Raw genomic sequence first — 13,607 nt, forward strand, 5'->3', positions numbered from 1 at the left:
AATCACTTGAGGCGGCGCAGGCCAGGGCGGCTGGGCGCGGCGGCGCCGTCCATCAGTTCCTGCAGGCGATGGCGGGCCCGCGAGAGGCGCGACATCACGGTGCCGATCGGGATGCCGAGCACTTTTGCCACCTCGGCGTAGGACAGGTCTTCGAGCGTCACCAGCAACAGCACGGCGCGTTGCTCCTCGGGCAGCTGCATCAGGCAGCGCTGCAGGTCGAGCCCGAGGCCCGGGTCGCGGCCCGGATCGGAACCGCCCTGCAGCAGCTCGGGCGCCACGTCGTCCAGCGGCACGACCGCATGCGGCGGCGGCCGGCGCCGCACCTGGCTGGCGAAGAGGTTGTGCATGACCGTGAAGAGCCAGGCGCGCAGGTCGCTGCCCACCACCCAGAGCCGCCACTTGCCGCAGGCGCGCTCGAGCGTGTCCTGCACCAGGTCGTCGGCCGCCCAGGCATCGCCCGTCAGCGCGCGCGCATAGCGGCGCAAGCTCGGGATGTGGTCGATCAGCAGGCGGACGTCCATGGGCAGCGATGGCAGGGCGGCTCAGCGCCCGGCAGACCCGGCAATGGAGCGGACAACAACAGCAGGCAACGGCGGCATGGAACACTCCTGGGCGATGGTGTCGTCACCGGCACGGTCCGATGTCGACAACCGCACAAACGCCACGGGGGCGTCTTTTATTCCCTGCGCGCGAAAAGAAAACGAATCAGCGGTTGCGGCTCTTCATGGCGCGCTCGACTTCGCGCTTGCCTTCGCGGTCCTTGATGGTGTCGCGCTTGTCGTGCTCGGCCTTGCCCTTGGCCAGCGCGATGTCGCACTTCACCTTGCCGGCCTTCCAGTGCAAATTGAGCGGCACCAGCGTGTAGCCCTTTTGTTCGACCTTGCCGACGAGGCGCTTGATCTCTTCCTTGTGCAGCAGCAACTTCTTGGTGCGGATCGAGTCAGGATTGACGTGCGTCGAGGCGCTCTTGAGCGGGTTGATCTGCAGGCCCACAACGAACAGCTCGCCGTCGCGGATCACCACGTAGCCGTCGGTCAGCTGCACCTTGCCTTCGCGAAGCGATTTGACTTCCCAACCCTCGAGGACCATGCCGGCCTCGAAGCGTTCTTCGAAGAAATAGTTGTAGGCGGCCTTCTTGTTGTCGGCGATGCGGGAGGAGGTGTCTTGTTTCTTGGTGGCCATGGCTCGAGAAGTTGGGGGCGCATGGCTTCAATACAATCCGTCGCGCACGCGGTGCCGATTCTATGAAAACAGTCCACAAGTCCGTCCTCATCTGGTACAGCGCCGAAGAAATGTACGCGCTCGTCACCGATGTGGCGAAGTACCCGCAGTTTTTGCCCTGGTGCGACAAGTCGCGCGTCATCGAGCAGGACGAAGGCGGCATGACCGCCGAAGTCGGCCTGGCCTTTGCCGGGCTGCACCAGAGTTTCACCACCCGCAACACCCACATCCCCGGCCGTGAAGTCCAGCTGAAGCTGGTTGACGGACCGTTCTCCAACCTTGACGGCACCTGGAAATTCCATCCCGTCGGCGAGCAGGGCGAACGCGCCTGCCGTGTCGAGCTGCAGATGAGCTACGGCTTCAGCAACTTCGCATTGCAGGCCCTGGTGGGGCCGGTGTTCGACACCATTGCGTCGAGCCTGGTCGAAGCCTTCGTCAAGCGCGCCGAACAGGTCTACGGCGAAGGCTGATGGCCGACAGCCGCATCGAGGTCACGCTGAGCTGTTCGCCGGCGGCGCGCGAGGTGTTCGAGCAGGTCCTGCAGCTCGCGCCCGGCACCGCGGTGAGCGAGGCGGTGAAGGCCAGCGACCTCATGCAACGCTTTCCCGATCTGGACTGGCGACACACCATGACGCCCGGTGTCTGGGGCCGCGCGGTAACGTGGGATCAGCCGCTGAAGGACGGTGACCGCATCGAGCTGTGCCGTCCGCTCACGGTCGATCCGAAGGTGGCGCGGCGTGAACGCTTTCAGCGGCAGGGTGCGCGTGGCACAGGGCTGTTCGCGAACAAGCGCAAGGGCGGCAAGGACGGCTATTGAGCCATTGCCGGCGCCGGCTTACTTGCAGTCGCTGTCGATGACCGACTGAACCCGCTTCTGCTCGGCTGCGCGCGCAGCGTCGTCCATGATTTCGCGCTCGCCCTTGGCGTTGACCTTGGCAAGGCGGATGCCACTGTCGATCGTGGCCTTGCCCTCGCGTGCGCGGGCACAGCTCTCGGCCTTGGCCTTGGCGACCTTTGCCGTTTCGGCGGCTTCCTTGGCCTTCTGCTCGGCTTCGGCCTTCTTGGTCTTTTCTTCGAGATCCTTGTCCACGCCCGTGGGCTTGGGCGCTGCGGCCTTGGGGGCCGCGGCTGCGTCGCTGCTTCCCTCAGGCGCCGGCGTGACCGGAGCGGGCGCCCGGGCCGACGGCGAAGGGCCGGCGCGGCGCAGGATGTTTTTCTCGGGGATGTCGGTGGGCGGCGGCTGGTCGCTGAAGACCTTCTTGCCGCTGTTGTCGACCCATTGCCATTGCGCGCTCGCCGAGAGCGGCAGCGCGCACGCGCAACCCAATACCAGCCAATGCAGGAAATTCATGCGCGGAGTTTAGCTGCGCCTTACGTTTGGCAACATCCGTAGTCGGCGGTTTTGCAACGGTCAGAAAAAACCCGTGCCGGCGAAGCGGGCGGAGCCCTCGTTACAATCCGTCTTTTGGAGCCTCACCCATGCGCCTTCTAGGCAAAGCGCTCACCTTCGACGACGTGTTGTTGGTGCCAGCATTCTCCCAAGTCCTGCCCAAGGACACGTCCCTCGCCACCAAGTTCTCCCGCAACATCACGTTGAACCTGCCGCTCGTCTCTGCGGCCATGGACACCGTGACCGAAGCCCGCCTCGCGATCGCCATCGCGCAGGAAGGCGGCATCGGGATCGTGCACAAGAACCTCACCGCGCAACAGCAGGCCGCCGAAGTGGCCCGCGTGAAGCGCTATGAGTCGGGTGTTCTGCGAGACCCGGTGGTGATCACGCCGACGCACTCCGTGCGCCAGGTGATGGCACTGTCCGACCAGCTCGGCATCTCGGGTTTCCCGGTGATCGACGCCGGCAAGGTCGTCGGCATCGTCACGGGGCGCGACCTGCGCTTCGAAAACCGCTACGACGTGCCCGTCAGCGAAATCATGACGCAGCGCGACCGGCTCATCACCGTGCCTGACGGCACCACGCTGGCCGAAGCCAAGGCGCTGCTGAACAAGCACAAACTCGAGCGCCTGCTCGTCATCAACAGCGACTGGGAGCTCAAGGGCCTCATCACTGTCAAGGACATCACCAAGCAGACCAGCTTCCCCAACGCCGCACGCGACGCCAGTGGCCGCCTGCGCGTGGGCGCGGCGGTCGGCGTGGGTGACGGCACCGAAGAGCGCGTCGAAGCCCTCGTGAAGGCCGGCGTCGACGCCATCGTGGTCGACACCGCGCACGGCCACAGCGCCGGCGTGATCGAGCGCGTGCGCTGGGTCAAGAAGAACTACCCGCAGGTCGACGTCATCGGCGGCAACATCGCCACCGGCGACGCGGCGCGTGCGCTGGCCGACGTCGGCGCCGACGCGGTCAAGGTCGGCATCGGCCCGGGCTCCATCTGTACCACCCGCATCGTGGCCGGCGTGGGCGTGCCGCAGATCATGGCGGTCGACAGCGTCGCCACCGCACTGCACGGCACGGGCATTCCGCTGATCTCCGACGGCGGCGTGCGCTACTCGGGCGACATCGCCAAGGCGATTGCCGCCGGTGCCAGCACCGTCATGATGGGCAGCATGTTCGCCGGCACCGAAGAGGCACCGGGCGAAATCGTGCTGTACCAGGGCCGCAGCTACAAGAGCTACCGCGGCATGGGCTCCATCGGTGCGATGCAACAGGGCAGTGCCGACCGGTACTTCCAGGAATCGACCACCGGCAACCCCAACACCGACAAGCTCGTGCCCGAAGGCATCGAAGGCCGCGTGCCCTACAAGGGCTCGATCGTCTCCATCGTCTACCAGATGGCCGGCGGCGTGCGTGCCAGCATGGGCTACTGCGGCTGCGCGACCATCGAGGACATGCAGAACAAGGCCGAGTTCGTCGAGATCACCACGGCCGGCATCCGTGAGAGCCACGTCCATGACGTGCAGATCACCAAGGAAGCGCCGAACTACCGCGCAGAGTAATGTGGCCCCCACGCGCCCCCACTGCGTGTGGGGCGCTGCCCCCCAAGGGGGCCGCAGGCCGCCTTGGGGCGGCCCGGCGCCGGCCTTAACCCCAATCTGGCCAGACCTTGAAAGTCAGGCCAGACTCGGTTTAGAATTTGGGCCAGATTCAAAATTTCTGGCCCAAATGCAATCCATCGGTATCGCTGAAGCCAAGAACAACTTCTCGGCCCTGATCGACTCGGTCGAAAAGGGCGAAGAGGTTCGCATTACCCGCCACGGCAAGGAAGTCGTGCGCATGCTGCCGGTGCGCCGCAAGCCCGTCATCACCGACGAGCAGATCGCCCGCGAGCTCGGGCAGATCGACGCGCTGCACGCCACCATCCAGCCCGGCCCCACGACCCGCGAGCTCCTGAACCAAGGACGCCAGCCATGACCGCTTTCGTCATGGACGCCTCGGTCACCGCCGCCTGGCTGCTGCCCGACCAGGCCAGCGAACACACCCGCAGGCTCTACGCCGCCATCCGCCGCGACGAGGTCGAGCCGCAGGCGCCCAATGCCTGGCAATGGGAGTGCGCCAACATCCTCGCCAACGGCGTGCGCAGCGGCCGCATCCCGGCGTCGGCCGTCGAAGGCCTGTGGAGCGTGCTCGACGCCATCCGCCATCGCGTGGAGCTGCACGACCTCGCGCCGGCCCAGCACAAGGCCGTGCTCGCCGTCGCCATCGACGCGGGCGTCTCGCTCTACGATGCGGGCTATCTCTGGCTCGCCAAGTCGCTCAATCTTCCGCTCGCCACCTTCGACGAGCACCTCATCCAGGCGGCGCCGCAAGCGGGCGTCAAGCTGTTCGACATTTCAACGCTCTGAGTCCTTTCGCCATGCAACACGACAAGATCCTCATCCTCGACTTCGGCTCGCAAGTCACCCAGCTCATCGCACGCCGCGTGCGCGAAGCGCATGTGCTCAGCGAAGTGCATCCCTGCGACGTCACCGACGAATGGGTGCGCGAGTACGCGGCGGACGGCCACCTCAAGGGCGTGATTCTTTCGGGCAGCCACGCCAGCGTGTACGAAGAGACCACCGACAAGTGCCCGCAAGCCGTGTTCGACCTCGGCATTCCGGTGCTTGGCATCTGCTACGGCATGCAGACCATGGCGCACCAGCTCGGCGGCAAGGTCGAGGGCGGCCACAAGCGCGAGTTCGGCTTCGCGGCCGTGCGCGCCCATGGCCACACCGCGCTGCTGAAGGACATCGCCGACTTCACCACGCCTGAAGGCCACGGCATGCTCAACGTGTGGATGAGCCACGGCGACAAGGTCACCGAGCTGCCGCCCGGCTTCAAGCTCATGGCCAGCACCGACAGCTGCCCCATCGCCGGCATGGCCGACGAGGCGCGCCGCTACTACGCGCTGCAGTTCCACCCCGAAGTCACCCACACCGTGCAGGGCAAGGCCATCATCGACCGCTTCGTGCTCGGCATCTGCGAAGCCAAGCCCGACTGGGTCATGCGCGATCACATCGCCGAAGCCGTGCAGAAGATCCGCGAGCAGGTGGGCGACGAAGAAGTCATCCTCGGCCTGTCGGGCGGTGTTGATTCGAGCGTGGCGGCCGCGCTCATTCACCGCGCCATCGGCGACCAGCTGACCTGCGTGTTCGTCGACCACGGCCTGTTGCGCCTGAATGAAGGCGACATGGTCATGGAGATGTTCGAAGGCAAGCTGCACGCGAAGGTCATTCGCGTCGATGCCAGCGATCTGTTCCTCGGCAAGCTCGCCGGCGTGAGCGACCCCGAAGCCAAGCGCAAGATCATCGGCGGCGAGTTCGTTACCGTGTTCAAGCAGGAGGCCGCCAAGCTCAAGGCCGGCGACGGCGGCCACAAGGGCGCCACGTTCCTCGCGCAAGGCACGATCTACCCCGACGTCATCGAATCGGGCGGCGCCAAGAGCAAGAAGGCCGTCACCATCAAGAGCCACCACAACGTGGGCGGCCTGCCCGAACAGCTCGGCCTCAAGCTGCTCGAACCGCTGCGCGACCTGTTCAAGGACGAAGTGCGCGAGCTCGGCGTGGCCCTCGGGCTGCCGCCCGAGATGGTGTACCGCCATCCGTTCCCCGGCCCCGGCCTGGGCGTTCGCATCCTGGGCGAAGTGAAGAAGGAATACGCCGACCTCCTGCGCCGCGCCGACGCGATCTTCATCGAGGAGCTGCGCAACTTCAAGGACGAAACCGGCAAGAGCTGGTACGACCTCACGAGCCAGGCCTTCACCGTGTTCCTGCCCGTGAAGAGCGTGGGCGTGATGGGCGACGGCCGCACCTACGACTACGTCGTCGCACTGCGCGCCGTGCAGACCAGCGACTTCATGACCGCCGACTGGGCCGAACTGCCGTACGCGCTGCTCAAGAAGGTGTCGGGCCGCATCATCAACGAGGTGCGCGGCATCAACCGCGTGACCTACGACGTGTCGAGCAAGCCGCCGGCGACGATCGAGTGGGAGTGAACTCCTGAAAAGAAGAAAGGCGCCGCAAGGCGCCTTTCTTCTTTGGCGGGTGACCCGTCGATCAGAAGCTCGCCTTCAACCCCACCGTGAACATCCCGCCCTTCGCCTGCTTCGACAGCTTGCCGAAGTAGTCGTAGTCCGCCGTGATCGCGAGGTTCTGCGTCATGCGGTACTCGGCGCCGACACCGACCATCAGGCCCGTGCTGGTGCCCGAGAGGCGCTGGTTGGCCGGGGCCCAGTTGCTGTCGCCGGAGATGCGTCCGCGTGCCACGCCGAGGCGGCCGTTGACGGCGAAGGCGTCGCCCAGCGGCATGCGGGCGGTGGCGGCCGCGTAGAAGACCTGGCCGGTGCCGGTCTGCAGTTTGGAGCCACCGTAGTTCGAACTCCACTGGCTCACGCGGCCGAGGCGGGCGTAGCCGGCTTCCACGCCGAAGTGTTCGGTCAGGCGGTAGCCGCCGTACAGCTTGTAGGCGGTGCCGCTCTTGTTGGCCTTCTGGCCGCCCCATGGCACGGGCACGTGGTTCTTCGAGGACGACAGGCTGTAGCTGGAGCGGCCGATGGCGCCGCCGACATACAGCCCGGTGTCCTTGTCGAGACCGGCGGCTTGGGCGCCGATGGCGGCGGTGCCGAGGCAGAGGGCTGCGAGTGCGAGGCGGGCTTGCGTTTTCGTCAAGATGAAATCCTGTGGGTTGATTGATTGAATGAATGCGTGGATGAACGGCGTGTCGTTGTTCGCCTTGCCGCCACCGTCCGACGATTCTCAAAAACCAAGCTGAAGACGGGCTTCGCGTTTGCTGAAGGTCTCATGAAGGGCCCTTGCCATGGGCGATGATCGAGGCATGTCAGCCCAGCTTCTTCTTCCCGGAATCGATCCCCCGCCGCGGCACCTGCCGCGACCGCGCGGCACCAAGGCACCTCGCAAGGCGCCGCTGCCGCACTCGCTTTTCTTCGCACTGCTCCCCGACACGCAAGACGCCGCGACGATCGCCGCGCTCGGCGAGCGCATGAACTCTCAACACGCCCTGAAGGGCACGGTGGTCGAGGCGCAGCGCCTGCATGTCACGCTGTTCGACCTCGGCGACCACGACCAGGTGCCGGCCGACAAGGTGGCCCAGGCGTCGAGTGCCGCCGCCGCAGTGCGCGTGCCGGCACTCGACGTCGTTTTCGAAAGATCCATGAGTTACGCCAAGGGCGCGCTGGTGCTGTGCGCCGACGACGAAGCCAACGTCGCGGCGTTGCGGGAATTCAGGCAACGCCTGGGCGAAGCGCTGGCCGATGTCGGCCTGAAGCCCTCGCGCGCGTTCACGCCGCACATGACCGTCGCCTATGCGCGGCGCAAGCTCGAAAAGCACGCGCTCGAAGCGCCCGCCCGGTGGACCGCCCATTCACTGGTGCTCATCGACAGCCACGTGGGCGAGGGCGTGCACGAGGTGCTGGGCCGCTGGCCCGCCGAGGTGGCCGCCTAAGCGCCGTCGTCGTCCGCAAAGGTGTCGAACAGCAGCCCGCGCAGCCACTGGTTGCCCGGGTCGCGGTGCACCTTCGCGTGCCAGAACAGGTTGATCGCGATCTGCGGCAGCGCCACGGGGTGCGGTCGCCACACGAGGCCGAAGGGCTCGGCGATGCTGCGGGCCAGGCGCTCGGGTACGGTCGCGATCATTTCGCTCGACTGCAGGATGTGGCCGATGGCCACGAAGTGCGGCACCTTGAGCCGGATGCGGCGCTGGATGCCTTGCGCCGCCATCACGTCGTCGGCCTTGCCATGGCCCGTGCCGGCGGCCTGCACCTGCACGTGGTCGGCCGCGCTGAAGTCTTTCAGTGACACGCTGCGCTTGCGCGCCAGCGGATGTGTGCCGGAGAACAGGCACACGTAGCGCTGCAGGAACAGCCGGCGCTGGAACACGCCCGACTTGAGTTGCGGCAGCAGGCCGATGGCAATGTCGACCTGGCCGGCCTCCAGCTCGTCGCGCAGGTTGGTCGCGGTGTTGTTGCGCAGCGTGCTGATGGTCACGCCCGGCGCGGCGGCCGAGAGCGTTTCCATGAGCCGCGGCGTGAAGTAGATCTCGCCGATGTCGGTCATCGCGAGCGTGAAGCTGCGCGTGCTCGTGGCGGGGTCGAACACCACCTGCTGGTTGAGCGCCGTGTGCAGTGCACCCATGGCGTAGGCGACCGGCTCGGCCAGCTGCAGCGCGAAGGGCGTGGGCTCCATGCCGCGCGCGGTGCGCAGAAAAAGCTCGTCGCCCAGCAGCTTGCGCAGGCGCGCCAGCGCGTTGCTGATGGCGGGCTGCGAGAGGCCCAGCGATGCGGCCACGGCCGACACGCGCTTCTCGGCCAGCATGCGGTCGAACACCAGCAGCAGGTTGAGGTCGATGTCCTTGAGTTGCATGGCGCACCTTTATTCACGATGGTGATACAGCCGATTCACCAGATTCTATTGGTCAATTTTCAGGCGCCGCGCATCATCCGTTCCCAGAGACAAGCCGGGCCTGCCACCGGCGCCAAAAAGAGAGCCCGACGATGGACCTGCACATTCACCCCCTTGCCCGCACCCTCGAGGTCCGCCCCGGCGCGAACCTGCTCGAGGTGCTGCGCGAGCACCAGGTGCCGGTGTCGTACAGCTGCATGTCGGGGCGCTGCGGCACCTGCCGCTGCAAGGTGGTGTCGGGCCAGCTGCTCGACGGCGGCCAGAACGCGATCCGGCCCGACGGGCAGGGCGAGCGCTACGTGCTGGCCTGCCAGAGCACGCTGACCGAAAGCTGCACCATCGAGATTCCCGAGCCCGACGAGGTCGTGGTGCACCCGGCGCGCGTGCTCAAGGCCACGGTCACGGGCATCGACGTGCTCACGCACGACATCCGCCGCCTGCGCCTCAAGCCCAACAAGCCGCTGGAGTTTTCGCCGGGGCAGTACGCGCAGCTGCAGTTCGGCCCCGAGCTGGCGCGGCCGTATTCGATGGCCGGGCTGAGCCGCGACGCGGAGCTTGAATTTCATGTGCGCCGCGTGCCGGGTGGCCGCGTCACCGCCCACATCTTCGAGCAGCTGCGCGTGGGCGACACCGTGCGCGTGAGCGGCCCGCTGGGCACCGCCTATTTGCGCACCAAGCACCGCGGGCCGATGCTCTGCGCGGCGGGCGGCACGGGGCTCGCACCCATCCTGTCCATCGTGCGCGGCGCGGTCGCCGCGGGGCTGATGCAGCCGATCCATGTCTACCTCGGCGTGCGTTCCGATGCCGACGTGTACGGCCTGCCCGAGCTGCGCGAGCTGCAGGCGCAGCACCCGGGCCTGAAGGTGCACGTGGTGGTGGTCGCCGGGCCCGCGCGCGACGGCCAGCGGCTGGGGCTCATCACCGACGCGATCCGCGCCGACCTGCCTGCGGGGCTCGACGGCTGGCGCGCCTACCTCTGCGGCTCGCCGCCGATGGTGGAGGCTGCGAGCCGGCTGGTGCAGGCGCACGGCCTGGCGCCCGAGCAGACGCATGCCGATGCCTTCTACCTGCAAGGCACCTGAAGAACAGACACAAGAAAAGGAGACCCGATGACCACGCAAGCCGTCTTCCCCATCGAATTGCGCTGGGAAAGCGATAAGACCAGCCGCATTCCCTTCATGGCCTACACCGACGAGGCGCTGCACAAGAAGGAGCTGCAGCGCTTCTTCTACGACAAGCACTGGTGCTACGTCGGCCTGGAGGCCGAGATCCCGAACCCGGGCGACTTCAAGCGCACCGCCATCGGCGAGCGCTCGGTCATCCTGTCGCGTGACGAGGCCGGCGCCATCCACGTGTTCGAGAACGTCTGCGCCCACCGCGGCATGCAGTTCTGCCGCGAGCGCCACGGCAACAAGAAAGAGTTTGTCTGCCCCTACCACCAGTGGAACTACACGCTGAAGGGCGACCTGCAGGGCGTGCCGTTCCGCCGCGGCGTGAAGCAGGACGGCAAGGTGCACGGCGGCATGCCGGCCGACTTCAAGACCGAGGACCATGGGCTCACCAAGCTCAAGGTGGCCTCGCGCGGCGGCGTGGTGTTTGCGTCGTTCGACCACGACATCGAGTCGTTCGAGGACTTTCTCGGCCCCGACATCCTTCATTATTTCGACCGCCTGTTCGACGGCCGCAAGCTCACCATCCTGGGCTACAGCCGCCAGCGCATTCCGGGCAACTGGAAGCTCATGCAGGAGAACATCAAGGACCCGTACCACCCCGGCCTGCTGCACACCTGGTTCGTGACCTTCGGGCTCTGGCGCGCCGACAACAAGTCGGAGCTGAAGATGGACGCGCACGGCCGCCACGCCGCGATGATCTCCACGCGCGGCAGCGCCGGCAAGGCCGCGCAGGTGACGCAGGTCTCGAGCTTCAAGGAGAGCATGCAGCTCAAGGACCCGCGCTTTCTGGACATCGTGCCCGAGCCCTGGTGGGGCGGGCCGACGGCGGTGATGATGACGCTGTTCCCCAGCTTGATCCTGCAGCAGCAGGTCAACAGCGTGTCGACGCGCCACATCCAGCCCGTGGGCCACGACGCCTTCGATTTCGTCTGGACGCACTTCGGCTTCGAAGACGACACGCCTGAGATGACGCAGCGCCGCCTGCGCCAGGCCAACCTGTTCGGCCCCGCGGGCTTCGTGTCGGCCGACGACGGCGAGGTGATCGAGTTCTCGCAGGAAGGCTTCGAGCAGAAGCCGTTTCACCGCACGCTGGCCGAACTCGGCGGGCGCGAGGTCGAGAACACCGATCACATGGTGACCGAGACCCTCATCCGCGGCATGTACCGCTACTGGCGCGAGGTCATGGAGGCCGCATGAACACGCTCGACGCTTCCACCTACCTCGACCTGTCGCGCCTGTACGCGGCGTATGCGCACGCCGTCGATTCGGGCGACTGGGACCTGTGGCCCGCGTTCTTCACCGAAGCGTGCAGCTACCGCCTGCAGCCGCGAGAAAACCACGAGCGCGGCCTGCCGCTGGCCACGCTCTCGTTCGAGAGCCGCGGCATGCTCGAAGACCGCGTCTACGGCATCAAGGAGACGCTGTTCCACGACCCGTACTACCAGCGCCACGTGGTGGGCCTGCCGCTGGTGCACCGTGTCGACGATGACGGCGCCATTCACAGCGAGGCCAACTACGCGGTGTTCCGCACCAAGCTCGACGGGCCCTCGACCGTGTTCAATGTGGGGCGCTACATCGACAAGGTCGTGCCGACGCCTGAAGGCTTGAAGTTCGCGTCGCGCCTCTGTGTGTTCGACAGCGAAATGATCCCGAACTCCATCATCTATCCCATCTGAAACCCAGCCATGCCAGAAAAAGAACCAGAGACCCACGGTGCGCCGCTGCGCCGCTTCACCGACCCGGCCTACGTGCCGCTGTGCGCCAACCTCGCCGAGGTGCGCGAGAACATCGACCGGCTCGACCGCCAGATCGTCGCGCTGCTGGCCGAGCGCGGCCGCTACGTGAAGGACGCGGCGCGCTTCAAGCGCGATGCCTTTCAGGTGTCGGCGCCGCAGCGCCAGCAGGAAGTGATCGACAAGGTGAAGGCGCTGGCCGAAAAGGAGGGCGCCTACCCGGAGGTGGTCGAGGCCGCCTACCGCGCGCTCATCGCGGGCTTCATCGCGCGCGAGCAGCAGGACCATCTGGGCATGGCCGACGTGGAGGTGCAGCCATGACGCGCGCACGCCTCTTCGTCGCCTTCACCGCCGTGGCGATGGCCGCGGCTGCCCATGCGCAGGAGTGGCCGCAACGCCCCGTGCGCATCGTGGTGCCGTTCGCGGCGGGCTCGTCGCCCGACATCCTGGCGCGCATCGTCAACGACCAGCTCGCGGCGCGCATCGGCCAGCCGCTGATCGTCGAGAACAAGCCCGGCGCGGGCGGCAACAGCGGCACCGACACGGTCTCGAAGGCGCAGCCCGACGGCTACACCTTTCTGCTGTCGGTGAACGCACCGCTGGTCTACAACACGATCCTCTACAAGAACCTGCCGTACGACCCGTTCAAGGACCTCGTGCCGGTGTCGCTGGCCGCGACCACGCCGAACGTCTGCGCGGTCTCGAATTCGATGGGCGTCGATTCGGTCAAGGGCTGGCTCGCCGCGATGAAGAAGAACCCCGGCAAGTTCAACTTCGCCTCGACCGGCAACGGCTCGATCTCGCACCTGGGTGTGGAACTCATCAAGGCCAGGACGCAGTCGTTCGCGGTGCACATTCCGTACGCGTCGTCGGGCCAGGCCGTCACGGCCATCGTGCAGGGCGACGTGCAGTACGCCTGCCTGCCGCCGGTCACGGTGATGCCGCAGGTCAAGGCCGGGCGCATCAAGGCGCTGGCCGTCACCTCGGCCGAGCGATCGGCGCTGCTGCCCGACCTGCCCACGTTGCGCGAATCGGGCCTGCCCGACATTCAGGCCGTGCCGTGGTTCGCCTACATGGCGCCCAAGGGCACGCCGAACGACGTGGTGCAGCGCATGAGCCGTGAGATCGCTGCCACGCTGAAAGACCCCGAAACCGTCAAGCGCCTGCAGACCGCGTACTTCGACCCCGTGGGCAGCACGCCCGAAGGCTTGTCGAAGTTCATGGACGAGGAACTGCGCCGCTGGAAGCCTGTGATCGACCGCGCCGGCCTCAAGCCTGATTGAAAAAAAGGGAACACACGATGAGCACGATGACCTGGGTTGACGCCGCGGCGGTCGACGACGTTCCCGCCGACGACGTGGTCGGCATCGAGGTGCAGGGGCGCGACATCGCGCTGTACGGCACCGACGACGGCATCCACGCCACCGACAACATCTGCACGCACGGCCATGCGCGGCTGTGCGATGGTTTTCTCGAAGGCCACGAGATCGAATGCCCGCTGCACCAGGGCCGTTTCGACGTGCGCAGCGGCAAGGCCATGTGCGCGCCGCTCACGGAAGACCTGCGCACCTATCCGGTGAAGATCGAGGGCGGGCGGGTGTTTCTGGCGTTCGAGGGCTGAACTGTTCTGCCTCCT

18 protein-coding genes are annotated in these 13,607 nt (G+C 66.6%); 13 read left to right on the top strand and 5 right to left on the bottom strand.

Features of this window, described 5'->3' with window-relative positions; translation table 11 throughout:
• Positions 1-2 precede the first annotated feature (2 nt).
• Together GFK26_RS24065 and smpB are read right to left on the bottom strand one after the other, a co-directional pair.
• On the bottom strand, positions 3-521 hold the full coding sequence (locus tag GFK26_RS24065; protein ID WP_153284191.1) for an RNA polymerase sigma factor: 519 nt from the start codon (positions 519-521) through the stop codon (positions 3-5).
• A 184-nt stretch (positions 522-705) separates the two neighbouring features.
• A complete protein-coding gene (gene smpB / locus GFK26_RS24070) occupies positions 706-1,182 on the bottom strand; it encodes an SsrA-binding protein SmpB (protein WP_101491670.1) in 477 nt (158 codons plus the stop codon).
• A 62-nt stretch (positions 1,183-1,244) separates the two neighbouring features.
• Here smpB and GFK26_RS24075 point away from each other — a divergent pair, with 62 nt between their 5' ends.
• Together GFK26_RS24075 and GFK26_RS24080 are read left to right on the top strand one after the other, a co-directional pair.
• Positions 1,245-1,691 (top strand): type II toxin-antitoxin system RatA family toxin, encoded by a 447-nt coding sequence (locus GFK26_RS24075; RefSeq protein WP_119551899.1) that lies wholly within the window; start codon positions 1,245-1,247, stop codon positions 1,689-1,691.
• Complete coding sequence (locus tag GFK26_RS24080; protein ID WP_153284192.1) at positions 1,691-2,038, top strand: RnfH family protein; 348 nt, start codon at positions 1,691-1,693, stop codon at positions 2,036-2,038. Before GFK26_RS24075 ends, GFK26_RS24080 begins: the two co-directional genes overlap by 1 nt.
• A gap of 18 nt (positions 2,039-2,056) precedes the next feature.
• Here GFK26_RS24080 and GFK26_RS24085 read toward each other — a convergent pair whose 3' ends face one another.
• A complete protein-coding gene (locus tag GFK26_RS24085) occupies positions 2,057-2,572 on the bottom strand; it encodes a DUF4124 domain-containing protein (RefSeq protein WP_153284193.1) in 516 nt (171 codons plus the stop codon).
• A gap of 128 nt (positions 2,573-2,700) precedes the next feature.
• Here GFK26_RS24085 and guaB point away from each other — a divergent pair, with 128 nt between their 5' ends.
• The 4 genes from guaB (at position 2,701) to guaA (ending at position 6,644) form a co-directional block, all read left to right on the top strand.
• Positions 2,701-4,170, top strand: coding sequence for an IMP dehydrogenase (gene guaB, locus GFK26_RS24090; RefSeq protein WP_099789269.1), 1,470 nt, complete (start codon positions 2,701-2,703; stop codon positions 4,168-4,170).
• 166 nt (positions 4,171-4,336) lie between these two features.
• Positions 4,337-4,585, top strand: a complete 249-nt coding sequence (locus tag GFK26_RS24095) for a type II toxin-antitoxin system Phd/YefM family antitoxin (protein WP_099789267.1) — start codon at positions 4,337-4,339, stop codon at positions 4,583-4,585.
• Positions 4,582-5,016: a type II toxin-antitoxin system VapC family toxin gene (locus tag GFK26_RS24100; protein WP_194273944.1), complete on the top strand. Its 435-nt coding sequence runs from the start codon at positions 4,582-4,584 to the stop codon at positions 5,014-5,016. Before GFK26_RS24095 ends, GFK26_RS24100 begins: the two co-directional genes overlap by 4 nt.
• A gap of 11 nt (positions 5,017-5,027) precedes the next feature.
• Positions 5,028-6,644 carry a glutamine-hydrolyzing GMP synthase gene (guaA, locus tag GFK26_RS24105; RefSeq protein WP_099789265.1) on the top strand — a complete coding sequence of 539 codons (1,617 nt, stop codon included), beginning with the start codon at positions 5,028-5,030 and terminating at the stop codon, positions 6,642-6,644.
• 61 nt (positions 6,645-6,705) lie between these two features.
• Here guaA and GFK26_RS24110 read toward each other — a convergent pair whose 3' ends face one another.
• Positions 6,706-7,317, bottom strand: coding sequence for a porin family protein (locus tag GFK26_RS24110; protein WP_194273945.1), 612 nt, complete (start codon positions 7,315-7,317; stop codon positions 6,706-6,708).
• Between the two features lie 166 nt (positions 7,318-7,483).
• Between GFK26_RS24110 and GFK26_RS24115 the strand changes: the two genes are divergently transcribed.
• Positions 7,484-8,110 carry a 2'-5' RNA ligase family protein gene (locus GFK26_RS24115; protein ID WP_153284195.1) on the top strand — a complete coding sequence of 209 codons (627 nt, stop codon included), beginning with the start codon at positions 7,484-7,486 and terminating at the stop codon, positions 8,108-8,110.
• On the opposite strand, the gene GFK26_RS24120 is transcribed toward GFK26_RS24115, so the two are convergent.
• Complete coding sequence (locus GFK26_RS24120) at positions 8,107-9,027, bottom strand: LysR family transcriptional regulator (protein WP_153284196.1); 921 nt, start codon at positions 9,025-9,027, stop codon at positions 8,107-8,109. The two genes, GFK26_RS24115 and GFK26_RS24120, sit on opposite strands and share 4 nt — an antisense overlap.
• Positions 9,028-9,158: 131 nt before the next feature.
• On the opposite strand from GFK26_RS24120, the gene GFK26_RS24125 reads away from it, so the two are divergent.
• From GFK26_RS24125 to GFK26_RS24150, 6 genes are read left to right on the top strand one after another with little or no spacing between them, the layout of a single operon-like run.
• Positions 9,159-10,148, top strand: a complete 990-nt coding sequence (locus GFK26_RS24125; RefSeq protein ID WP_153284197.1) for a 2Fe-2S iron-sulfur cluster-binding protein — start codon at positions 9,159-9,161, stop codon at positions 10,146-10,148.
• 27 nt (positions 10,149-10,175) lie between these two features.
• Entirely contained in the window at positions 10,176-11,435 is a 1,260-nt protein-coding gene (locus GFK26_RS24130; RefSeq protein ID WP_153284198.1) for an aromatic ring-hydroxylating dioxygenase subunit alpha, read from the top strand.
• Positions 11,432-11,914: an aromatic-ring-hydroxylating dioxygenase subunit beta gene (locus tag GFK26_RS24135; protein WP_153284199.1), complete on the top strand. Its 483-nt coding sequence runs from the start codon at positions 11,432-11,434 to the stop codon at positions 11,912-11,914. The genes GFK26_RS24130 and GFK26_RS24135 overlap by 4 nt, the downstream gene beginning before the upstream one ends.
• A gap of 9 nt (positions 11,915-11,923) precedes the next feature.
• Positions 11,924-12,292: a chorismate mutase gene (locus GFK26_RS24140; protein WP_101491655.1), complete on the top strand. Its 369-nt coding sequence runs from the start codon at positions 11,924-11,926 to the stop codon at positions 12,290-12,292.
• Positions 12,289-13,254, top strand: a complete 966-nt coding sequence (locus GFK26_RS24145; protein WP_153284200.1) for a Bug family tripartite tricarboxylate transporter substrate binding protein — start codon at positions 12,289-12,291, stop codon at positions 13,252-13,254. The genes GFK26_RS24140 and GFK26_RS24145 overlap by 4 nt, the downstream gene beginning before the upstream one ends.
• A 17-nt stretch (positions 13,255-13,271) precedes the next feature.
• Complete coding sequence (locus GFK26_RS24150; protein ID WP_056580656.1) at positions 13,272-13,592, top strand: non-heme iron oxygenase ferredoxin subunit; 321 nt, start codon at positions 13,272-13,274, stop codon at positions 13,590-13,592.
• Positions 13,593-13,607: the final 15 nt, after the last annotated feature.

It is taken from the genome of Variovorax paradoxus, from assembly GCF_009498455.1.
GTDB lineage: Bacteria > Pseudomonadota > Gammaproteobacteria > Burkholderiales > Burkholderiaceae_C > Variovorax > Variovorax paradoxus_H.

What these genes read in the sequence shown, in the direction of transcription:
- GFK26_RS24085 (WP_153284193.1), bottom strand. Translation starts at nt 2,572, where the DNA reads ATGAATTTCCTGCATTGGCTGGTATTGGGTTGCGCGTGCGCGCTGCCG.
- GFK26_RS24135 (WP_153284199.1), top strand. Translation starts at nt 11,432, where the DNA reads ATGAACACGCTCGACGCTTCCACCTACCTCGACCTGTCGCGCCTGTAC.
- smpB (WP_101491670.1), bottom strand. Translation starts at nt 1,182, where the DNA reads ATGGCCACCAAGAAACAAGACACCTCCTCCCGCATCGCCGACAACAAG.
- GFK26_RS24140 (WP_101491655.1), top strand. Translation starts at nt 11,924, where the DNA reads ATGCCAGAAAAAGAACCAGAGACCCACGGTGCGCCGCTGCGCCGCTTC.
- guaA (WP_099789265.1), top strand. Translation starts at nt 5,028, where the DNA reads ATGCAACACGACAAGATCCTCATCCTCGACTTCGGCTCGCAAGTCACC.
- GFK26_RS24130 (WP_153284198.1), top strand. Translation starts at nt 10,176, where the DNA reads ATGACCACGCAAGCCGTCTTCCCCATCGAATTGCGCTGGGAAAGCGAT.
- GFK26_RS24065 (WP_153284191.1), bottom strand. Translation starts at nt 521, where the DNA reads ATGGACGTCCGCCTGCTGATCGACCACATCCCGAGCTTGCGCCGCTAT.
- GFK26_RS24100 (WP_194273944.1), top strand. Translation starts at nt 4,582, where the DNA reads ATGACCGCTTTCGTCATGGACGCCTCGGTCACCGCCGCCTGGCTGCTG.
- GFK26_RS24120 (WP_153284196.1), bottom strand. Translation starts at nt 9,027, where the DNA reads ATGCAACTCAAGGACATCGACCTCAACCTGCTGCTGGTGTTCGACCGC.
- GFK26_RS24125 (WP_153284197.1), top strand. Translation starts at nt 9,159, where the DNA reads ATGGACCTGCACATTCACCCCCTTGCCCGCACCCTCGAGGTCCGCCCC.
- GFK26_RS24115 (WP_153284195.1), top strand. Translation starts at nt 7,484, where the DNA reads ATGTCAGCCCAGCTTCTTCTTCCCGGAATCGATCCCCCGCCGCGGCAC.
- guaB (WP_099789269.1), top strand. Translation starts at nt 2,701, where the DNA reads ATGCGCCTTCTAGGCAAAGCGCTCACCTTCGACGACGTGTTGTTGGTG.
- GFK26_RS24150 (WP_056580656.1), top strand. Translation starts at nt 13,272, where the DNA reads ATGAGCACGATGACCTGGGTTGACGCCGCGGCGGTCGACGACGTTCCC.
- GFK26_RS24075 (WP_119551899.1), top strand. Translation starts at nt 1,245, where the DNA reads ATGAAAACAGTCCACAAGTCCGTCCTCATCTGGTACAGCGCCGAAGAA.
- GFK26_RS24145 (WP_153284200.1), top strand. Translation starts at nt 12,289, where the DNA reads ATGACGCGCGCACGCCTCTTCGTCGCCTTCACCGCCGTGGCGATGGCC.
- GFK26_RS24095 (WP_099789267.1), top strand. Translation starts at nt 4,337, where the DNA reads ATGCAATCCATCGGTATCGCTGAAGCCAAGAACAACTTCTCGGCCCTG.
- GFK26_RS24080 (WP_153284192.1), top strand. Translation starts at nt 1,691, where the DNA reads ATGGCCGACAGCCGCATCGAGGTCACGCTGAGCTGTTCGCCGGCGGCG.